Source organism: Staphylococcus sp. HMSC072H03, assembly GCF_001809305.1.
Lineage (GTDB): Bacteria > Bacillota > Bacilli > Staphylococcales > Staphylococcaceae > Staphylococcus > Staphylococcus hominis.
Genome location: NZ_KV796883.1, coordinates 171,066 through 191,303 on the forward strand (window position 1 = coordinate 171,066; position 20,238 = coordinate 191,303).

Annotated in this window: 20 protein-coding genes and 1 tRNA gene; 16 read left to right on the plus strand and 5 right to left on the minus strand. The window is 31.5% G+C overall.

Annotation, left to right across the window (positions count from 1 at the left end; genetic code table 11):
- The first annotated feature begins 127 nt into the window (after nucleotides 1–127).
- The 12 genes from HMPREF2578_RS06820 to whiA all read left to right on the plus strand — a co-directional run bounded on the left by HMPREF2578_RS06820 (nucleotide 128) and on the right by whiA (nucleotide 14,103).
- Nucleotides 128–775, plus strand: a complete 648-nt coding sequence (locus tag HMPREF2578_RS06820; RefSeq protein WP_017175923.1) for a YfbR-like 5'-deoxynucleotidase — start codon at nucleotides 128–130, stop codon at nucleotides 773–775.
- 5 nt (nucleotides 776–780) lie between these two features.
- Nucleotides 781–1,008 carry a CsbA family protein gene (locus HMPREF2578_RS06825; RefSeq protein WP_054105326.1) on the plus strand — a complete coding sequence of 76 codons (228 nt, stop codon included), beginning with the start codon at nucleotides 781–783 and terminating at the stop codon, nucleotides 1,006–1,008.
- Nucleotides 1,009–1,275: 267 nt separating this feature from the next.
- Nucleotides 1,276–3,261, plus strand: a complete 1,986-nt coding sequence (gene uvrB / locus HMPREF2578_RS06830) for an excinuclease ABC subunit UvrB (RefSeq protein WP_019834949.1) — start codon at nucleotides 1,276–1,278, stop codon at nucleotides 3,259–3,261.
- A gap of 7 nt (nucleotides 3,262–3,268) precedes the next feature.
- Nucleotides 3,269–6,109 (plus strand): excinuclease ABC subunit UvrA, encoded by a 2,841-nt coding sequence (gene uvrA, locus HMPREF2578_RS06835; protein ID WP_070508333.1) that lies wholly within the window; start codon nucleotides 3,269–3,271, stop codon nucleotides 6,107–6,109.
- Between the two features lie 178 nt (nucleotides 6,110–6,287).
- Nucleotides 6,288–7,223, plus strand: a complete 936-nt coding sequence (gene hprK, locus HMPREF2578_RS06840; RefSeq protein WP_017175919.1) for an HPr(Ser) kinase/phosphatase — start codon at nucleotides 6,288–6,290, stop codon at nucleotides 7,221–7,223.
- A gap of 3 nt (nucleotides 7,224–7,226) precedes the next feature.
- On the plus strand, nucleotides 7,227–8,069 hold the full coding sequence (gene lgt, locus HMPREF2578_RS06845; protein WP_048761415.1) for a prolipoprotein diacylglyceryl transferase: 843 nt from the start codon (nucleotides 7,227–7,229) through the stop codon (nucleotides 8,067–8,069).
- Complete coding sequence (locus HMPREF2578_RS06850) at nucleotides 8,069–8,548, plus strand: acyltransferase (protein ID WP_017175917.1); 480 nt, start codon at nucleotides 8,069–8,071, stop codon at nucleotides 8,546–8,548. Before lgt ends, HMPREF2578_RS06850 begins: the two co-directional genes overlap by 1 nt.
- A gap of 17 nt (nucleotides 8,549–8,565) precedes the next feature.
- Nucleotides 8,566–10,005 carry a tetratricopeptide repeat protein gene (locus HMPREF2578_RS06855; RefSeq protein ID WP_070508334.1) on the plus strand — a complete coding sequence of 480 codons (1,440 nt, stop codon included), beginning with the start codon at nucleotides 8,566–8,568 and terminating at the stop codon, nucleotides 10,003–10,005.
- A 63-nt stretch (nucleotides 10,006–10,068) separates the two neighbouring features.
- Complete coding sequence (trxB, locus tag HMPREF2578_RS06860; RefSeq protein ID WP_017175915.1) at nucleotides 10,069–11,010, plus strand: thioredoxin-disulfide reductase; 942 nt, start codon at nucleotides 10,069–10,071, stop codon at nucleotides 11,008–11,010.
- A 153-nt stretch (nucleotides 11,011–11,163) separates the two neighbouring features.
- The gene (gene rapZ / locus HMPREF2578_RS06865) at nucleotides 11,164–12,078 is read left to right on the plus strand and encodes an RNase adapter RapZ (protein ID WP_017175914.1); all 915 of its coding nucleotides are present in this window, start codon (nucleotides 11,164–11,166) and stop codon (nucleotides 12,076–12,078) included.
- Nucleotides 12,075–13,061 carry a gluconeogenesis factor YvcK family protein gene (yvcK, locus tag HMPREF2578_RS06870; RefSeq protein ID WP_019834951.1) on the plus strand — a complete coding sequence of 329 codons (987 nt, stop codon included), beginning with the start codon at nucleotides 12,075–12,077 and terminating at the stop codon, nucleotides 13,059–13,061. The genes rapZ and yvcK overlap by 4 nt, the downstream gene beginning before the upstream one ends.
- Before the next feature lie 97 nt (nucleotides 13,062–13,158).
- Complete coding sequence (gene whiA, locus HMPREF2578_RS06875; protein ID WP_019834952.1) at nucleotides 13,159–14,103, plus strand: DNA-binding protein WhiA; 945 nt, start codon at nucleotides 13,159–13,161, stop codon at nucleotides 14,101–14,103.
- A gap of 68 nt (nucleotides 14,104–14,171) precedes the next feature.
- Here whiA and HMPREF2578_RS06880 read toward each other — a convergent pair.
- Nucleotides 14,172–14,243, minus strand: a tRNA-Arg gene (locus HMPREF2578_RS06880).
- Nucleotides 14,244–14,420: 177 nt separating this feature from the next.
- On the opposite strand from HMPREF2578_RS06880, the gene clpP reads away from it, so the two are divergent.
- Nucleotides 14,421–15,008, plus strand: a complete 588-nt coding sequence (clpP, locus tag HMPREF2578_RS06885; protein ID WP_017175911.1) for an ATP-dependent Clp endopeptidase proteolytic subunit ClpP — start codon at nucleotides 14,421–14,423, stop codon at nucleotides 15,006–15,008.
- 51 nt (nucleotides 15,009–15,059) lie between these two features.
- Here clpP and HMPREF2578_RS06890 read toward each other — a convergent pair whose 3' ends face one another.
- The 3 genes from HMPREF2578_RS06890 to HMPREF2578_RS11145 all read right to left on the minus strand — a co-directional run bounded on the left by HMPREF2578_RS06890 (nucleotide 15,060) and on the right by HMPREF2578_RS11145 (nucleotide 16,605).
- Nucleotides 15,060–15,242, minus strand: coding sequence for a hypothetical protein (locus tag HMPREF2578_RS06890; protein ID WP_048683232.1), 183 nt, complete (start codon nucleotides 15,240–15,242; stop codon nucleotides 15,060–15,062).
- Between the two features lie 17 nt (nucleotides 15,243–15,259).
- Nucleotides 15,260–16,159 carry a TIGR01777 family oxidoreductase gene (locus tag HMPREF2578_RS06895; RefSeq protein WP_061544453.1) on the minus strand — a complete coding sequence of 300 codons (900 nt, stop codon included), beginning with the start codon at nucleotides 16,157–16,159 and terminating at the stop codon, nucleotides 15,260–15,262.
- 275 nt (nucleotides 16,160–16,434) lie between these two features.
- Complete coding sequence (locus HMPREF2578_RS11145) at nucleotides 16,435–16,605, minus strand: hypothetical protein (RefSeq protein WP_169925294.1); 171 nt, start codon at nucleotides 16,603–16,605, stop codon at nucleotides 16,435–16,437.
- A 187-nt stretch (nucleotides 16,606–16,792) separates the two neighbouring features.
- Between HMPREF2578_RS11145 and HMPREF2578_RS06900 the strand changes: the two genes are divergently transcribed.
- The gene (locus HMPREF2578_RS06900; RefSeq protein ID WP_061544454.1) at nucleotides 16,793–17,557 is read left to right on the plus strand and encodes a DUF4887 domain-containing protein; all 765 of its coding nucleotides are present in this window, start codon (nucleotides 16,793–16,795) and stop codon (nucleotides 17,555–17,557) included.
- A gap of 52 nt (nucleotides 17,558–17,609) precedes the next feature.
- Here HMPREF2578_RS06900 and HMPREF2578_RS06905 read toward each other — a convergent pair whose 3' ends face one another.
- On the minus strand, nucleotides 17,610–17,837 hold the full coding sequence (locus tag HMPREF2578_RS06905; RefSeq protein ID WP_049382072.1) for a hypothetical protein: 228 nt from the start codon (nucleotides 17,835–17,837) through the stop codon (nucleotides 17,610–17,612).
- A 266-nt stretch (nucleotides 17,838–18,103) separates the two neighbouring features.
- Here HMPREF2578_RS06905 and HMPREF2578_RS06910 point away from each other — a divergent pair, with 266 nt between their 5' ends.
- Nucleotides 18,104–19,123, plus strand: coding sequence for a sugar-binding transcriptional regulator (locus tag HMPREF2578_RS06910; protein ID WP_070508335.1), 1,020 nt, complete (start codon nucleotides 18,104–18,106; stop codon nucleotides 19,121–19,123).
- 46 nt (nucleotides 19,124–19,169) lie between these two features.
- The gene (gene gap / locus HMPREF2578_RS06915; RefSeq protein ID WP_017175906.1) at nucleotides 19,170–20,177 is read left to right on the plus strand and encodes a type I glyceraldehyde-3-phosphate dehydrogenase; all 1,008 of its coding nucleotides are present in this window, start codon (nucleotides 19,170–19,172) and stop codon (nucleotides 20,175–20,177) included.
- Nucleotides 20,178–20,238 lie beyond the last annotated feature (61 nt).

The window sequence follows — 20,238 nt, forward strand, 5'->3', positions numbered from 1 at the left end:
TATTATTTAAAAGAAGAAATAAAAGTTACGAAATTATCACAATTAAAAATTTTTACTAAACGATTGATTGATATAATAAATACAAGTATAATTTCTATTTAATAATATAAGGAGGTATAACCGTATTATGGGGGTTCATCAATACTTTAAACGTTTATCTGATCTTGAAAAATTAATAAGATTGCCAGGAAAATTCAAATATTTTGAGCATAATGTTGCAGCACATTCATTTAAAGTGACTAAAATAGCTCAATACTTAGCAACAGTTGAAGAATATCATGGTAATTCAATTGATTGGAAAAGTTTGTATGAAAAAGCCCTTAACCATGATTTTGCAGAAGTATTTACAGGGGATATTAAGACACCAGTTAAATATGCAAGCAGAGAATTAAAAATGTTATTTTCCCAAGTCGAAGAAGAAATGGTAGATACGTTCATTAATGAAGAAATTCCGAAGCCATACCAAGATATTTATCGTAAAAGACTTCAAGAGGGAAAAGATGATTCTTTAGAAGGCCAAATTTTATCAGTAGCTGATAAAATTGATTTATTATATGAAACGTTTGGTGAAATTCAAAAACGTAATCCGGAAGATCTGTTTTTTGAAATCTATGAACATAGCCTAGAAACAATAATGCAGTTTGATCATTTAAGTTCAGTACAAGATTTTATCGATCACGTTATACCGGAAATGCTTACGGAAAACTTTATTCCTCGTGCTGAACTACGTGAAACAACAATGTCAATCTTAGAACGACGAAGACGAAATGAGTGAATATAATGATATGGTATACTTTAGCTGCCTTCTTTCCATGTATCTTAGTTATTTTATTCAGTGTAATTACCAGAAGTAAATGGGTAGGCGTCATTGTAACATTGATATTAATTGCCGCTTCAGTGTATAAAGGATTTTTTCATAATGAATGGATTATATTTTTAGATGTAGTATCTATCCTAGCTGGTTATGTGATTATTGATAATTTAGAATTACACAAACATCAAGACTAAGCTAAAAAAATTGCAGTACGATACCATTTGTTTTATATTATTAATACATATCTAATAAAAATACGTCAACATATTAAGATGAGTCATAAATATAGAAGTGAATTTATATTTGTGTCTCATCTTTTATATATGTATAAAAAGTGATGGCAAACGTAAGCGAACAAACGTTTGTTTTTTTATTCGCTTTTTTGTTAAGATAAGTATAAATAATATTATTTTTACTGAAATAAACATTTAATAAAATAAACTGAGGAGGCGCTTGAAAGAATGGTAGAACATCATCCTTTTAAATTAAATTCTGAATTTGAACCACAAGGGGACCAGCCTCAAGCCATAAAAAAAATTGTTGAAGGTGTTAAAGCTGGTAAACGTCATCAAACATTACTTGGTGCAACGGGTACTGGTAAAACATTTACCATGAGTAATGTAATTAAAGAAGTTGGAAAACCTACATTAATTATAGCGCATAATAAAACGTTAGCAGGTCAATTGTATAGTGAATTTAAAGAGTTCTTTCCTGAAAATAGGGTAGAATATTTCGTAAGTTACTACGACTATTATCAACCTGAAGCATATGTGCCATCAACGGATACATTTATCGAAAAAGACGCCTCAATTAACGATGAAATCGATCAGTTACGACATTCAGCTACAAGTGCTTTATTCGAACGTGATGATGTGATTATTATTGCAAGTGTAAGTTGTATTTATGGTTTAGGTAATCCAGAAGAATACAAAGATTTAGTTGTTAGCGTTCGAGTAGGGATGGAAATGGATAGAAGTGAGCTTCTTCGAAAATTAGTCGATGTTCAATATTCAAGAAACGACATCGATTTTCAACGTGGTACATTTAGAGTAAGAGGAGATGTTGTAGAAATCTTTCCTGCTTCAAGGGAAGAAATGTGTATCCGAGTAGAATTCTTTGGCGATGAAGTTGATAGAATCAGAGAAGTAAATTATCTAACTGGTGAAGTGATACGTGAAAGAGAACATTTTGCTATATTCCCTGCTTCCCACTTCGTTACTAGAGAAGAAAAAATGAAAGTCGCTATTGAACGTATTGAAAAAGAACTTGAAGAGCGATTAAAAGAATTGAAAGCTGAAAATAAATTATTAGAAGCACAACGTCTAGAACAACGTACAAATTATGACTTAGAAATGATGAGAGAGATGGGCTTTTGTTCAGGAATAGAGAATTATTCTGTTCATTTAACATTAAGACCACTTGGTTCCACGCCTTATACGTTACTTGATTATTTTGGTGATGATTGGCTTGTAATGATAGATGAGTCGCACGTGACGTTACCACAAATTAGAGGTATGTTCAATGGAGACCAAGCACGTAAAAAAGTACTCGTAGATCATGGTTTCCGTTTACCAAGTGCTATGGATAACCGTCCACTTAAATTTGAAGAATTTGAACAAAAAACTAAACAGCTCGTTTATGTTTCTGCAACACCTGGTCCATATGAAATTGAACATACTGATAAAATGGTAGAACAAATTATTCGACCAACTGGTTTATTAGATCCTAAAATTGATGTTCGACCTACGAAGAATCAAATTGATGATTTACTCAGTGAAATTCAAGAAAGAATTGATAGGAATGAACGTGTGCTTGTTACAACCTTAACTAAAAAAATGAGTGAAGATTTGACAACATATATGAAAGAGGCAGGAATTAAAGTGAATTATCTTCATTCTGAAATCAAAACACTTGAACGTATAGAAATCATACGTGATTTAAGAATGGGCACGTATGATGCTGTAGTAGGTATCAATTTGCTTAGAGAGGGTATTGATATACCTGAAGTGTCGTTAGTAGTTATTTTAGATGCAGATAAAGAAGGATTTTTACGTTCAAATCGTTCACTTATTCAAACTATCGGACGTGCTGCACGTAACGATAAAGGAGAAGTTATCATGTATGCCGATAAGATAACAGACTCTATGCAGTACGCAATTGATGAAACACAGCGTCGTCGAGAAATACAAATGGCACATAACGAAAAATATGGTATTACTCCTAAAACAATCAATAAAAAAATACATGACGTCATTAGTGCTACAGTGGATAATGATGACACAAATGAAAAACAACAAACTGAAGTACCTAAGAAAATGACAAAGAAAGAGCGTCAGAAAACAATTGAAAATATTGAAAAAGAAATGAAAAAAGCAGCTAAAGATTTAGACTTTGAAAGAGCAACAGAATTGAGAGATATGTTATTTGAACTAAAAGCAGAAGGGTGATTATTAAATGAAAGGTCCAAGTATCATAGTTAAAGGTGCAAGAGCACATAACTTAAAAGATATCGATATTGAGTTACCAAAGAACAAACTTATAGTGATGACTGGTCTCTCTGGGTCGGGAAAATCATCACTTGCATTTGACACAATATATGCTGAAGGACAACGTCGCTATGTAGAATCGTTAAGTGCCTACGCACGACAATTTTTAGGACAAATGGATAAGCCGGATGTTGATACCATTGAAGGACTATCACCTGCAATTTCAATTGACCAAAAAACGACAAGTAAAAACCCACGTTCTACAGTAGCTACTGTGACTGAAATATATGATTACATTCGATTATTATATGCACGTGTGGGGAAAGCATTTTGTCCATATCATGGAATCGAAATCGAATCGCAAACCGTGCAGCAAATGGTAGATCGTATATTAGAATTAGAAGAGAGAACTAAAATTCAAATTTTAGCTCCTTTAGTTTCACATAGAAAAGGAAGCCATGAAAAATTAATTGAAGATATTGGTAAAAAGGGATATGTCAGATTACGTGTCGATGGTGAAGTAGTCGATGTAAACGACGTTCCTGCACTAGATAAAAATAAAAATCATACTATTGAAGTAGTTGTAGATCGTTTAGTTGTAAAATCAGGAATAGAAACAAGATTAGCAGATTCAATAGAAACAAGTTTAGAGTTAGGTGAAGGAAACCTTATTGTTGATGTCATTGGTGGAGAAGATCTCAAATTCTCTGAAAATCATGTTTGTCCAATTTGTGGATTTTCTATAGGTGAATTAGAGCCTAGAATGTTTAGTTTTAATAGTCCATTCGGTGCTTGTCCAACATGTGATGGATTAGGTCAAAGACTTACAGTGGATCTAGATTTGGTTGTTCCTGATACTAATAAAACTTTAAATGAAGGTGCGATTGAACCTTGGGAGCCTACAAGTTCCGACTTTTATCCAACATTATTAAAACGAGTATGTGAAGTTTATAAAATTAATATGGATAAGCCATATAAAAAATTGACTGATAGACAAAAAGGTATTCTTATGAATGGGTCAGGCGATAAAGAAATTGAGTTTTCATTTCATAGTCGAAATGGAGGCACACGCCGTAGAAAAATGAAATTTGAAGGCGTAGTCGCTAATATAGATCGACGTTATCACGAATCACCATCAGAATATACACGTGAAATGATGAGTAGATATATGACTGAACTTCCGTGTGAAACATGTCACGGTAAACGTTTAAGTAAAGAAGCACTTTCAGTATATGTTGGTGGATACAATATTGGAGAAGTTGTAGAATATTCAATTAAAAATGCACTCAAATTTTATGAGAATATAGAGTTATCAGAGCAAGACAAAGCGATTGCTAAACAAATTTTAATTGAGATTATTTCAAGATTGACATTTTTAAATAATGTAGGCCTTGATTATTTAACACTGAATCGTTCTTCAGGAACATTATCAGGTGGAGAAGCACAACGTATTCGTCTTGCTACTCAAATTGGATCACGATTGACAGGCGTGCTTTATGTATTAGACGAACCTTCTATCGGGTTACATCAACGCGATAATGATCGTTTAATCAATACATTAAAAGAGATGAGAGATTTAGGTAACACACTAATTGTCGTTGAACATGATGATGATACGATGAGAGCAGCAGATTACCTTGTTGATGTCGGACCTGGTGCAGGTAACCATGGCGGCGAAATTGTCTCAAGTGGGACTCCTAAAAAGGTAATGAAAGACAAGAAATCCTTAACAGGTCAATACTTGAGCGGTAAAAAACGTATTGACGTACCGGAACATCGTAGAGAAATCACGAATCGTAAAATATCAATAAAAGGTGCAAAAAGTAATAATTTAAAAGATGTTGATGTAGATATTCCATTGTCTGTAATGACGGTTGTAACTGGTGTTTCTGGATCAGGTAAAAGTTCATTAGTTAATGAAGTGTTATATAAATCATTAGCTCAAACAATTAATAATTCTAAAGTTAAACCTGGAGAGCATGAGGAAATTAAAGGTATTGATCAATTAGATAAGATTATAGATATTGATCAATCACCTATAGGAAGAACACCACGTTCTAACCCGGCGACATATACAGGTGTATTTGATGACATTAGAGATGTTTTTGCTCAAACGAATGAAGCTAAAATTAGAGGATATCAAAAAGGACGCTTTAGTTTTAATGTTAAAGGCGGTCGTTGTGAAGCTTGTAAAGGCGATGGCATCATTAAAATAGAAATGCACTTCTTACCAGATGTATATGTTCCATGCGAAGTGTGTGATGGCAAACGATACAATAGAGAAACTTTAGAAGTCACATATAAAGGGAAAAATATTGCAGATGTATTAGCAATGACAGTAGAAGAAGCGACTTATTTCTTTGAAAATATTCCTAAAATTCATAGAAAATTACAAACACTTGTAGATGTAGGATTAGGCTATATTACTTTAGGACAACAAGCAACCACACTTTCTGGTGGGGAAGCACAACGTGTGAAACTGGCTTCAGAATTACACAAACGTTCTACAGGACGCTCAATTTATATCTTAGATGAACCTACTACAGGTCTTCATGTTGACGATATCAGTCGATTATTAAAAGTATTAAATCGCCTTGTGGAAAATGGAGATACAGTGGTTATTATTGAACATAATTTAGATGTTATTAAAACAGCAGATTATATTATAGATTTAGGACCAGAAGGCGGCGAAGGTGGCGGTACTATCGTTGCAACTGGAACGCCAGAAGACATTGCAAGTGTGGAAGCTTCTTATACTGGTAAGTATTTAAAAACAGTGTTAGAACGTGATAAAGTGCGAGATGAATAAAATAGCATTTAATGTGCGATAGTGTTTTTTTAGAGTACAAATGAAGTAGAATATCATTTTACTGATTTTGAAAAAAGGAGTAGAAAAATCATTTTCTACTCCTTTTTTATATAACATATTGTTATATTTTTGATATGATAAGAGATGAATTAATTCAAGGGAATTTTGAGGTGAACTCATGTTAACGACAGATAGATTGGTTAAAGTATTAAAACTGAAGCTATTTACTGGAGAAAAAGGATTAAATAAAACGATTAAAAACATTGATATTTCTAGACCTGGTTTAGAAATGGCAGGTTATTTTTCTCATTATGCAGCAAATCGTATTCAATTATTAGGTACCACTGAATTATCATTTTACAATTTATTACCAGATGAAGAAAGACGGGGACGAATGAGAAAATTATGTCGTCCTGAAACGCCAGCAATTATTGTGACAAGAGGATTAGAGCCACCTCAGGAACTGATTGAAGCGGCTCAAGAAATGGATACACCTTTGATTGTTTCTAAAGATGCTACAACAAGTTTAATGAGTCGATTAACGACATTTTTAGAACATGAGTTAGCTAAAACGACCTCTCTACACGGTGTTTTAGTAGACGTATATGGTGTAGGAGTATTAATTACAGGAGACTCTGGCATCGGGAAAAGTGAAACAGCATTAGAATTAGTAAAGCGAGGTCATCGTTTAGTAGCAGACGATAATGTTGAAATTCGTGAAATTACGAAAGACGAATTGGTTGGTACACCACCTAAGTTAATTGAACATTTATTAGAAATACGTGGACTAGGAATTATCAATGTCATGACTTTATTTGGAGCGGGGTCAATTCTAACCCAAAAACAAATACGGTTAAATATAAATCTTGAAAATTGGGATAAGAATAAATTATATGATCGCGTTGGATTAAATGAAGAAACATTAAAGATTTTAGATACAGAAATAACTAAAAAAACAATCCCTGTAAGACCAGGAAGAAACGTTGCTGTTATTATAGAAGTAGCTGCAATGAATTATCGTTTAAATATCATGGGTATTAATACAGCTGAAGAATTTAATCAACGTTTGAATGAAGAAATTATCAAGAATGGGAATCAGAATGAAGGGAAATAGTATATGCTTTTTAATTTGAATTATATCAATCCTACTGCTATCGATATAGGTCCTTTATCGATAAAATGGTATGGAATTATTATTGCAGTAGGAATATTAATAGGATATTTTATTGCTCAAGAAAGCTTGAAATCTATAGGATTACATAAAGATACATTAGTAGATATTATCTTTTATTGTGCAATTTTCGGATTTCTAGTTGCAAGAATTTATTTTGTTATATTTCAATGGCCTTATTATATGGAAAATCCATCAGAAATACCTAAAATTTGGCATGGCGGGATAGCTATTCACGGTGGATTAATAGGTGGCTTTATTACTGGAATTATTCTATGTAAATTGAAAAATCTTAATCCTTTTCAAATTGGAGACATTGTTGCACCAAGTATTATATTAGCTCAAGGTATAGGGCGATGGGGCAATTTTATGAATCATGAAGCTCATGGCGGACCAGTATCAAGAACATTTCTAGAAAGCATGCATATTCCAGAATTTATTATTCGAAATATGTATATTGAAGGTGTATACTATCATCCTACTTTTTTATATGAATCTATTTGGGATATACTTGGATTTATTATATTAATTACCCTTAGAAAGCATCTACGCGTTGGAGAAACATTTTCATTATATCTCATTTGGTATTCAATAGGACGCTTCTTTATTGAAGGATTACGAACAGACAGTTTAATGTTAACAAGTCATATTCGCGTAGCTCAACTTGTTTCAGTTATTTTAATGATTATGGGTATTATTTTAATTATCTATCGTCGAATTAAACATCAACCAGTTATTTATAAAAATGCTGGACCATTAACTTGGAATTCAAGAGTGAAGGTAAAATAATGAGACGATTAACTATTATTAATACACAGTCGATGAATCCCTTATGGCGCATTTACCAATTTGTTCGTTTTTCTAAAGTGTTAAAAAATACAGTAATAATAGAAATAAGTCGCTTTATTCCTTTTTTAAATGTAAAACGTTATATTTATATTCATTTCTTGAAGATGTCAATTGGGGAACGAACTGCATTTGCCTATAAGGTAATGCCTGATATTTTTCATCCCCAGTTAATATCTATTGGCAGTAATACTGTTATTGGTTATAATACAACAATATTAACGCATGAAATTTTAGTAAATGAGTATCGTTATGGACGAGTGGACATTGGTTCTCATACTTTAATTGGAGCAAATGTGACCATTTTACCTGGGGTGAAAATCGGTCATAACGTTATAATTAAAGCAGGTACTATCGTCTCTAAAGATGTTCCCGATGATACTATTGCTTTTGGAAACCCCATGCAAATTCATAATAAATAAGAAAGTGGTGACAAAGCATGGCACGAAAGGAACAAAAAATTATTCCAATGACTTTTGATGAGAATTTTTATCGAAAGATGGCAGATCAAAAATATAAACAGAGAGATTATAGAAAAGCAGCTGAATATTATAGAAATGTGCTAGATTTGTCACCTGAAGATTTTGATATAAGACTTAAGTATGCCGATTGTTTAAATGAATTGAATTTGAATAAAAAAGCAGAAAAAATGTTTTATGAAAGCATTATAAATGATCATAATGTAGCAGAAAGTTATTATCAATTGAGTCAACTGAATATTAAACTTAACGAGCCAAACAAGGCCTTCTTGTTTGGTATTAATTATGTAGTTTTATCAAATGATGATTCTTTTAAAGAAGAATTAGAAAAAATGTTCGAAGTTTCTTATATTGAAGAAAATAAAATTGAAATGGAAGCACAATTATTTGCAGTTCAATTATTATTTCAATATTTATTCGCTCAAGGACGTTTACAAGAAGCACGAACGTATATTTTAAAACAAAACGATGATATTCAGTCGCATCGTGTTATTAGAAATTTACTAGCAATGTGTTGTCTTTATTTGAGTGAATATGAGATTGCTAAAGAATTATTCGAAACATTGCTTGCTGAAGATAACTCGGATGTACATGCACTCTGTCATTATACATTGCTATTATATAATACTAATGAAACAGAGAAGTATCACAAATATATAAAAATATTAAATAAAGTGATGCCGATGAACGAAGATGAAAGTTTTAAGTTAGGTATTGTACTAAGTTATCTCAAACAGTACAAAGCGTCTCAACAACTTTTATTACCTTTATATAAAAAGGGTAAGTTTGTTTCAATTCAAATGTTTAATGCTTTAAGCTATAACTATTATTACTTAGGAAATAAAAAACAAAGTAAATTATTTTGGGATAAATTATTGCAAATTTCTGAAGTAGATGTTGGATATGCCCCATGGGTATTAGAAGAAAGTAAATATACATTTGAACAAAAAATATTACCTTTATTATTAGATGATGACAGTCATTATCGATTATATGGCGTATTTTTATTAAATCAGTTAAACGGAAAAGAAATACTAATGACTGAAGACATTTGGTCAGTATTGGAAAACATGAATGACTATGAAAAGTTATATTTAACTTACTTAGTTCAAGGATTACATTTAAATAAGCTTGATTTTATTCATAAAGGATTAAAGAAAATGTATGACGTTGAAGAACTATCGTTTGATACAGAATTATTTGTCACTTGGATTGATAAAGGAGAAGCTTTAATCGTTGAAGGCGTTAATTTTAAAGAGTTAAATAGATATATTGCGGCACATGTTTATTTATATTACCGTTATCATAAAAAGCGTATAACTAAAAAGAAAATCATTGAAATTTTTAATACTACAAGATATAAATTAGATAACGCAATTGATAAATTATTGAGCATATAAATTTATGAAAAGCAAATAATACTATATAATGCGCGTATTAATATAAACGTAGGAGGTATAAAAATGAACGAAGTAGATTTTGATGTTGCGATAATTGGGGCTGGACCAGCTGGAATGACTGCTGCAGTTTATGCATCACGTGCAAATCTAAATACAGTGATGATTGAACGTGGTATGCCTGGAGGACAAATGGCAAATACGGAAGAAGTTGAAAATTTTCCAGGGTTTGAAATGATTACAGGTCCAGATTTATCAACAAAAATGTTTGAACATGCGAAAAAATTTGGTGCTTCTTATCAATATGGAGATATCAAATCAATTGAAGATAATGGCGATCACAAAGTGATTAATCTAGGAAATAAAACTATAACAGCTAGAGCAGTGATTATTTCAACAGGTGCAGAATATAAAAAAATTGGTGTTCCTGGTGAACAAGAATTAGGTGGCCGTGGCGTAAGTTATTGTGCAGTATGTGATGGTGCATTCTTTAAAAACAAAAATATATTTGTTATTGGTGGAGGCGATTCAGCGGTAGAAGAGGGCGCATTCCTTACTAAATTCGCTGATAAAGTAACAATTGTTCACCGAAGAGACGAATTAAGAGCCCAAAAAATTCTACAAGATCGTGCATTTAAAAATGAAAAAATTGATTTTATTTGGAGTCACACTTTGAAATCAATTAATGAAAAAGATGGAAAAGTTGGATCTGTAACGTTAGTTTCAACAAAAGATGCGTCTGAACAAACGTTAGATGCAGACGGTGTATTTATTTATATTGGGATGAAACCTTTAACAGCACCATTTAATAACTTAGGTATTACAAATGATATGGGTTATATTATTACAAAAGATGATATGACTACTTCTGTACCAGGGATTTTTGCAGCTGGAGACGTGAGAGATAAAGGATTACGTCAAATCGTAACTGCTACAGGTGATGGTAGTATTGCTGCACAAAGTGCAATTGATTATATCGAAGAATTAAAAGATAAAGAAGAAGCTTAAGGGATTAATTAAAGCTAGAATAATCACTTCTGATAGAAGTATTATTACTAGCTTTTTTCTTAGCAGTAAAGTCGATACAAATTGTTAGCAAGGTAAAAATATATGCTATGATGTTATATAAATACATGTATGCTTAAATGGATGGTGCTTAGAATGGTTAATCAAATAAATGATGAAATGAGCAAAAGTGAACTATTAGTTGTTACAGGATTGTCTGGCGCTGGTAAATCATTAGTTATTCAATGTTTAGAAGATATTGGCTTTTTCTGTGTAGATAATTTACCACCTATATTACTACCTAAACTTGTGGAGTTAATGGAGCAAGGTAACCCTTCACTTCAAAAAGTAGCAATTGCAATTGATTTAAGAGGAAAAGAGTTATTTAAATCACTTATAGATGAAATTGATGTAATTAAAACGAGAAATGATGTTATTGTAGATGTTATGTTTTTAGAAGCTACAACTGAAAAATTAATTTCTAGATATAAAGAATCACGTAGAGCGCACCCTTTAAATCAAAATGGTCAAATGTCTTTAATTGATTCAATTCTAGAAGAACAACAATTACTTTCAAATATTAGATCAATAGCGAATTATATTATTGATACTACAGAGTTAAAGCCTAAAGAATTAAAAGAAAGAATCAAACGTCATTTCGCCGATGAAAAAATGAATTCATTTAGTATTAATGTAACTAGTTTTGGATTTAAACATGGTATTCAGAAAGATGCTGATTTAGTATTCGATGTACGCTTTTTGCCTAATCCATATTATGTTGAAGACTTGAGACCGATGACTGGAGAAGATGAAGCAGTTTATAATTATGTGATGAAATGGAAAGAAACTGAAACTTTCTTTGAAAAACTAATGGATTTACTTATTTTTATGATTCCAGGCTATAAAAAAGAGGGTAAATCACAACTGGTTATAGCAATAGGTTGTACTGGCGGACAACATCGCTCTGTAGCCTTAGCTAAACGTATCGGAGAAGAGTTAAATGATATATTTGATTATAATGTGTATGTTCATCATAGAGATGCACATATTGAAAGTGGCGTGAAGAAATGAAACAGTTGAAAGTAGTACTAATCGGAGGAGGCACAGGACTCTCAGTACTAGCTAGAGGGTTACGAGAATATCCAATAGATATTACTGCTATTGTTACAGTTGCAGATGATGGTGGTAGTACAGGTAAAATTAGAGATGAAATGTCTATTCCTGCTCCAGGAGATATTAGAAATGTCATTGCAGCGCTAAGTGATGCAGAACCAATTCTAGAAGAATTATTTCAGTATCGTTTTGAAGAACATCAAATTGAAGGTCACTCATTAGGTAATTTATTACTTGCAGCACTTACAAATATAAAAAATGACTTTGGTCATGCAGTGAAAGAATTAAGTAAAATTTTAAACATTAAAGGAAAAGTGATTCCATCTACTAATACTAATGTTATGTTAAATGCTGTTTTAGAAGATGGTGAGATTGTTAAAGGTGAATCTAAAATACCTAAAAAAAATAAAAAAATTCGACGTGTCTATTTAGAACCATCTAATGTAGAACCCATGCAGGAAGCCGTTGATGCTTTACAAGAAGCGGATTTAATTGTTCTAGGTCCTGGTTCACTGTATACAAGTGTAATTTCAAATTTGTGTATTGAAGGTATTTCTAAAGCAATAATAAGTTCACAAGCACCGAAATTATACATTTCTAATATTATGACTCAACCAGGAGAAACAAATGATTATGATGTCTACGATCATGTTAAAGCTATTCATCAACATGCTGGTGAACCATTTATTGATTATGTTATTTGTAGTAATGATGCATTTGATGAACAGATTCTTCAACGATATAAAGAACGTAATGCTCATCCTGTAAGTACGAATAAAATAAAATTAACAGAAAATAATATTAAAATGATTACTTCTAAAAATCTTGTAGAAATTTATGACCATGTCTTTGTTCGTCATAATACAAAGGTACTTGCTAAACTTGTATATGATTTAGCACTTGAATTAACAAGTACAATTCAATTTAAACCTAAAAAATAAATTTTAATGAATTTAAAAATAATTTGATATAGAGTGTTATATATTTTGAGATGTTAATTACATATAATAATGATGATGAGAAAAGGAGGGAGCATCAATGAGTTTTGCATCAGATATGAAAAATGAATTGACCCGCATTGAAGTCGATGAAAGTAATGCTAAAGCTGAACTTAGCGCTTTGATTCGGATGAACGGTGCACTCAGTTTATCTAATCAACAATTTGTAATTAATGTTCAAACTGAAAATGCGACTACGGCTCGAAGAATATATTCATTAATTAAGCGTATTTTTAATGTCGAAGTAGAAATTTTAGTACGAAAAAAAATGAAATTAAAAAAGAATAATATCTACATTTGTCGAACTAAAGTACGTGCTAAAGAAATACTTGATGAATTAGGTATTTTAAAAAATGGTATTTTCGTTCATGACATTGATGCGAGTATGATTAAAGATGATGAAATGCGTAGAAGCTATTTAAGAGGGGCATTTTTAGCGGGTGGATCAGTAAATAATCCAGAAACTTCTTCCTACCATTTAGAAATTTTTTCTCAATATGAAGGACATGCTGAGGGATTAACTAAACTAATGAACAGTTATGGACTGAATGCTAAGCATTTAGAACGAAAAAAAGGAAGTATTTCTTATTTGAAAGAAGCGGAGAAAATTTCTGAGTTTTTAAGTTTGATAGGGGGGTACCAAGCACTATTAAAATTTGAAGATGTAAGAATAGTGAGAGATATGAGAAACTCTGTCAATAGATTAGTAAATTGTGAAACAGCTAATTTAAATAAAACTGTGAGTGCAGCTATGAAACAAGTACAAAGCATTCAATTAATTGATGAAGAAATAGGTTTAGATAATTTACCTGATCGTTTAAGAGAGATTGCAAAATTACGAGTAGAACATCAAGAAATTTCTTTGAAAGAATTAGGAGAAATGATATCAAATGGGCCTATTTCTAAATCAGGAGTAAATCATCGCTTACGAAAATTAAATGAACTCGCTGATAAAATTAGAAATGGAGAAAAAGTCGAATTATAAAATAAAATGTGTTTTAAGAAATAGGATGAAACATTAATATAACGTTTCATTCTATTTCTTAATAATAGCCCCCTCGAGAGGAATCGAACCTCTATCTTAAGAACCGGAATCTTACGTGCTATCCATTACACTACGAGGAGTATAATATAAAAACTAATTTCTGTACTAAATATATAATTAACAGTACAATTTGAATATATGAATAGTGTATAAAATTATAAAAAGCAACGTCAAATAAAAGTAAAAGTATTCTTTTTGACCATTTTTGACTTTTGTTGTAAAATAAATATAACAGTTAATTACAAGGAGGAAATATAATGAATTTAATTCCTACAGTTATTGAAACAACAAATCGCGGTGAACGCGCATATGATATTTATTCTCGTCTATTAAAAGACCGCATTATTATGTTAGGCTCAGCAATTGATGATAATGTTGCAAATTCAATTGTATCACAATTATTATTCTTACAAGCTCAAGATTCTGAAAAAGATATTTATTTATACATCAATTCTCCAGGTGGTAGTGTAACAGCAGGATTTGCTATTTACGATACAATTCAACACATTAAACCAGATGTACAAACAATTTGTATTGGTATGGCTGCGTCAATGGGATCATTCTTATTAGCAGCTGGTACAAAAGGTAAACGTTTTGCCTTACCAAACGCTGAAGTTATGATTCATCAACCATTAGGTGGCGCTCAAGGTCAAGCGACAGAAATTGAAATTGCTGCTAACCATATCTTAAAAACACGTGAAAAATTAAATCGTATTTTAGCTGAACGTACAGGTCAAAGTATTGAAAGAATTCAAAAAGATACTGATCGTGATAACTTCTTAACTGCTGATGAAGCAAAAGAATATGGTTTAATTGATCACGTAATGCAACCTGAAGATATGTAAATAGAATTGTTTAATATGTAAAAAAGGAAGAGCATTGATGCTCTTCCTTTTTTATGGTTTTTTAGTTTTTAATAAATATTGTATAGCTACAAACCCTAATAATAATCCTATAATAATAAAGAAAAAAGATAAAAGTACCATAATGATACTCTTTTCGAAAGCAAAGACACCATTTAAAATTAAAAATATACTAGCGATAAGTAGTAAGATATACGTTAACTTGTTGTCATTCATCACTAAATCTCCAATTACTATTCGTTAATTAAGTCTTCAAGTGCAACTTTTAAATTATTATACCTAAAATTAAACCCTAATGCTTCTAATTTATTAGGTAAGACTTTTTGAGTATCGAGAACTACTGTCGACATTTCTCCTAGTACAGCACGCATAATTAATGATGGCACCCACGTTTCATGTGGTTTATGCATCGTACGTCCAAGCGTATAACCAAATAAATTTTGACGTTCAGGAATTGGAGAAGCCATATTAAATGGACCTTTTGCATTTGATTCGTCAATTGTAAATAAAATCGCACGCACTAAGTCATCTATGTGAATCCAAGAATACCATTGATGTCCAGAACCTAATTTACCGCCTACGTAGAATTTATATGGTAGTTTCATCGTTTGAAGTGCGCCACCTTCAGAAGACAAAATCATACTAAATCTTCCTAATACAACACGTGTACCAAAATTTTCGAAACGACGAGCAAATCGTTCCCATTGATAAACGACATCTGACAGGAAATCAAAAGGAAGTGTTTGATATTGTTCTGTATAAGTTTGATATAAACTTGGAGGATAATAACCCATAGCGCTTGCATTAAAAAGCACTTCAGGTTTATGTTGACGTTGCTCAAATAAATGAACTAAAGATTCAGTCGATTGAATACGACTTGTCATAATCGTTTGTTTGTAAGAGGGTGTCCAACGTTTATTTAATGTAGCGCCTGCTAAATTAATAACTACATCAATATCTGACACTTGATTTTCCCATCCTTTTTTAGACCAGTTAACATACGTAATCTTAGGCTCATCACTTTGTTTATCACTACGGGTTAAAATTGTAATATGAGCCTCTCTTTTTTTAATTTCATTTACTAAATGACTACCTACCATTCCAGTTCCACCAGTAATTAAAAATTGTTTCATTTACTAACACCTCATTTTTTATAAAGAAAATAAATTTTTTTAATGACAATGTAGAGAAAGATGCTCAAAAAGCATTCAAGATTTATTCAATAATATGTCATTAACTTTAGAAAATACGGTCATTAAATTTACCTAAATTTAGCTATAATATAAGTATAGCTTTGCCATAGAGAATAGTAGAATATTTAAAAAGTATGTTTATACCTTTAATATAATAATATACAAAACAAAAGTCATTTTAATTTCTTTCTATTCTCTTTCAAGTTTCTATTATATTACTTTATAAATAAGATTAAGAATAATATGATTATAGGAATTAAAATGCCAATTAATATATCAAATTTTGAATTTTTACTTTCATCAAAATCATCATTACTTAACATCATAGATTTAATTTTATTGCTTGAAGGATTTTTAAATAATGTGTTAAAAGTATCTTTTTTCATTTTGTCACTCCAAAATTCACTTTATATTGATAGTGTAGTTATTTATATATGATGTTATCATATATAATTGAATGAGTATTTCATTTATATATGTACTTAAGTGTTTTTTTATTTTTTTAAAAGGAAATAATGTAAAATAGATTGCTATATTAAAGGATGAATAGATAATTAAGAAGTGAGGGAGTCCATGTCAAAAAAAAATAGAAATCTTAAAGACTATGAAGCACATGAAAAGAAAAAAATGAGTGGTATTTCTAAAATAATTAGTACACTTACTGTGCTTCTATTACTTGGTGGATTAGTGTTTGCAGTTTTTGCTTTTGTAGATAATTCAAACAGAGTCAATGAACGTTTAAATAATCAATCAACGGAAGAACATAAACATAAGAAAGATAAAGATACTGAAAGTGATAAAAAGAACGAAGAAAGTACGCAAGAAAATACAACAAGTGAAAACAATACAAATAATAGTAAGGAAAATAAATTAGATAATGTAAAAAATCCAAATGTCACTGATAACTATTCTAATAAGCAAAGTAATTCAATAAGAGTACAACCTACTAATCAAGGTAAAACAGCACAAACACAACAATCTTCTAAAGAAACACCTACAAAACAACCTAGTACAAATCAAATTCAAAGTACTCAACAAAAAGAAAACTCACAAACTCAAGAAAAAGCAACGCAAGAAGAAACAAATAAATCAACTGAAAGCACTCAGTCAAGTCAATCTTCTCGTTCTAATGCTTCAACTGAAACATCACAACATAATTCAAGTAACAATGACACAACTACTACACAAGAACGAGCTAATACAAATCAATCATCACAAACACAAAAATCAACGACGCAACCATCTACTGCCGAGCCTAAAACACAATCATCTAGTTCAACAACTTCAGAATCAAAAAGTAATACCCAACAATCTCAGAGATCTTCAAACGAAGAATAAAAAAAGACCTAGGTATATACACATTTTACCATGTGTGTATCTCTAGGTTTTTTTAAAATATCCAGTTGAGCAAGAACGTTAAGATAATTGAAAGAACAATCGATATAAAAATGGAAGAGAAACAACCAAAAGGACAACCACAACCATAGTGATATCGTATTGTATTGTGATGTTCAGACATATCTCGATATTCTTGTTCTCTTTTAAAATAGTCATCATCTTTATATCTATTATCAGAAGGATCTAAAACTTCTACATCCTTATTGTCTTTATATTTCAAAGTGATTCCTCCTATCTAGTTAATTTTCAATTATAATTCATCATTTTTGAAAAACCTATAAAGTTAACTCTATTGCATTTACTATACCCTATTTTAAATATTTAACAGATTATTTAAAATAATAAGGGTTTTCGCTTGCTTTTTTATAACGACAATAGTAGTATTGCAATTGTAAAGAGGTTGAATTTTGTCCCACCCGGGACAAAAAAAGTCAAACCCCCTCTAACTCTCGATTACCTTTTGAGAAAAATAGGAGGAAGGTAGTAGTGAAAGACCTGATTAAACTACAACAAAAGTTGGTTCCTGACTTAGTTGATAAAATGTATCGACGTTTCTCTATCTTAACGACAATTTCAAATAATGAACCTGTTGGGCGTAGAAGTTTAAGCGAACATATGGATATTACAGAAAGAGTCCTAAGAACAGAAACAGACATATTAAAAAAGCAAAATCTTATACAAGTAAAATCAACTGGTATGGAAATCACCGAGGAAGGTACAAAAGTACTTAATCAATTAAGTGATTACTTTAAAGTGTATAAAGATGATAATCATTATGCTAAATATATTAAGTCCAACTTTGGAGTTAAAGAAGTATATGTCATACCTGGAAATGCTGACATGCATGAAGAAGTTAAGTCTGAGATGGGTAGACAAGCAGGTCATTTACTAGAAGATATATTGTATGAAGATGCAATTGTATCAGTGACAGGCGGATCAACAATGGCTAATGTTAGCCGAGCAATGCATTTATTACCATTTAATGTGTTTTTTGTTCCGGCACGTGGTGGTCTTGGTGAAAATATGGTTTATCAAGCAAATACAATTGCAGCAAGTATGGCACAACAAAGTGGTGGGTATTATACTACCCTATATGTACCAGATAATGTAAGCGAATCAACATATAATACATTACTGATGGAACCATCAGTTGTGCACACATTAGAAAAGATTAAACAAGCAAATATAACAATACACGGTATTGGTGATGCGCTGAAGATGGCGCATCGTAGACAATCATCTGATGAGGTGATTGAAAGACTTCAACATCATCAAGCCGTCGGAGAAGCTTTCGGATATTATTTTGACGCTCAAGGTCATGTAGTTCAAAAAGTAAAAACTATTGGATTACAACTTGAAGATTTAGAAAGCAAAGAATTTATATATGCTGTTGCTGGCGGCATGTCTAAGGGAGAAGCTATCAAAGCATATCTCAGTATTGCTCCCAAAAATACAATATTAATTACTGATGAAGCAGCAGCTAAAGTAATACTAAATAAGGAATAAAAAGTTATTTAACTTTTTAAATATCATTTTAAAGGAGGCCATTATAATGGCAGTAAAAGTAGCAATTAATGGTTTTGGTAGAATTGGTCGTTTAGCATTCAGAAGAATTCAAGACGTAGAAGGTATTGAAGTAGTTGCAGTAAACGACTTAACAGACGACGAAATGTTAGCTCATTTATTAAAATATGACACTATGCAAGGTCGCTTTAACGGAGACGTAGAAGTTGTTGAAGGTGGTTTCCGTGTAAATGGTAAAGAAGTTAAATCTTTTGAAGAACCAGATGCAAGTAAATTACCATGGGGCGATTTAGATATCGACGTAGTATTAGAATGTACTGGTTTCTATACAGAAAAAGAAAAAGCTGAAGCACACATTAATGCAGGAGCTAAAAAAGTATTAATTTCTGCTCCAGCTAAAGGTGATGTTAAAACTATCGTATTTAACACAAACCACAAAGATTTAGACGGATCTGAAACAGTAGTATCAGGTGCTTCATGTACTACAAACTCATTAGCACCAGTTGCTAAAGTTTTAAATGACGAATTTGGTATTGTTGAAGGTTTAATGACAACTATTCACGCTTACACTGGCGACCAAATGACTCAAGATGGTCCACACAAAAAAGGTGACAAACGTCGTGCACGTGCAGCAGCACAAAACATCGTACCTAACTCAACAGGTGCAGCTAAAGCTATCGGTAAAGTAATTCCTGAAATCGATGGTAAATTAGATGGTGGAGCACAACGTGTACCAGTAGCTACTGGTTCATTAACTGAAGTAACAGTTGTATTAGAAAAAGAAGTAACAGTTGAAGATGTTAACAAAGCAATGAAAAATGCTGCTGACGAATCATTCGGTTACACTGAAGATGAAATCGTATCATCAGATATTGTTGGTATGAACTTTGGTTCATTATTCGATGCAACTCAAACTCGTGTCATCTCAGTTGGCGACAAACAATTAGTTAAAGTAGCTGCTTGGTATGACAACGAAATGTCTTATACTTCTCAATTAGTACGTACTTTAGAATATTTAGCTGAATTAACTAAATAATTTCGTAGCCTAGTTTAATAAAAACTTGTGCTCAGTACACTTATATAAAATGTTGAATGAA

What these genes read in the sequence shown, in the direction of transcription:
- trxB (WP_017175915.1), top strand. Translation starts at nt 10,069, where the DNA reads ATGAACGAAGTAGATTTTGATGTTGCGATAATTGGGGCTGGACCAGCT.
- uvrB (WP_019834949.1), top strand. Translation starts at nt 1,276, where the DNA reads ATGGTAGAACATCATCCTTTTAAATTAAATTCTGAATTTGAACCACAA.
- HMPREF2578_RS06855 (WP_070508334.1), top strand. Translation starts at nt 8,566, where the DNA reads ATGGCACGAAAGGAACAAAAAATTATTCCAATGACTTTTGATGAGAAT.
- HMPREF2578_RS06895 (WP_061544453.1), bottom strand. Translation starts at nt 16,159, where the DNA reads ATGAAACAATTTTTAATTACTGGTGGAACTGGAATGGTAGGTAGTCAT.
- HMPREF2578_RS06900 (WP_061544454.1), top strand. Translation starts at nt 16,793, where the DNA reads ATGTCAAAAAAAAATAGAAATCTTAAAGACTATGAAGCACATGAAAAG.
- HMPREF2578_RS06825 (WP_054105326.1), top strand. Translation starts at nt 781, where the DNA reads ATGATATGGTATACTTTAGCTGCCTTCTTTCCATGTATCTTAGTTATT.
- HMPREF2578_RS06890 (WP_048683232.1), bottom strand. Translation starts at nt 15,242, where the DNA reads ATGAATGACAACAAGTTAACGTATATCTTACTACTTATCGCTAGTATA.
- yvcK (WP_019834951.1), top strand. Translation starts at nt 12,075, where the DNA reads ATGAAACAGTTGAAAGTAGTACTAATCGGAGGAGGCACAGGACTCTCA.
- gap (WP_017175906.1), top strand. Translation starts at nt 19,170, where the DNA reads ATGGCAGTAAAAGTAGCAATTAATGGTTTTGGTAGAATTGGTCGTTTA.
- HMPREF2578_RS06850 (WP_017175917.1), top strand. Translation starts at nt 8,069, where the DNA reads ATGAGACGATTAACTATTATTAATACACAGTCGATGAATCCCTTATGG.
- HMPREF2578_RS06820 (WP_017175923.1), top strand. Translation starts at nt 128, where the DNA reads ATGGGGGTTCATCAATACTTTAAACGTTTATCTGATCTTGAAAAATTA.
- whiA (WP_019834952.1), top strand. Translation starts at nt 13,159, where the DNA reads ATGAGTTTTGCATCAGATATGAAAAATGAATTGACCCGCATTGAAGTC.
- hprK (WP_017175919.1), top strand. Translation starts at nt 6,288, where the DNA reads ATGTTAACGACAGATAGATTGGTTAAAGTATTAAAACTGAAGCTATTT.
- HMPREF2578_RS11145 (WP_169925294.1), bottom strand. Translation starts at nt 16,605, where the DNA reads ATGAAAAAAGATACTTTTAACACATTATTTAAAAATCCTTCAAGCAAT.
- rapZ (WP_017175914.1), top strand. Translation starts at nt 11,164, where the DNA reads ATGGTTAATCAAATAAATGATGAAATGAGCAAAAGTGAACTATTAGTT.
- uvrA (WP_070508333.1), top strand. Translation starts at nt 3,269, where the DNA reads ATGAAAGGTCCAAGTATCATAGTTAAAGGTGCAAGAGCACATAACTTA.
- lgt (WP_048761415.1), top strand. Translation starts at nt 7,227, where the DNA reads ATGCTTTTTAATTTGAATTATATCAATCCTACTGCTATCGATATAGGT.
- clpP (WP_017175911.1), top strand. Translation starts at nt 14,421, where the DNA reads ATGAATTTAATTCCTACAGTTATTGAAACAACAAATCGCGGTGAACGC.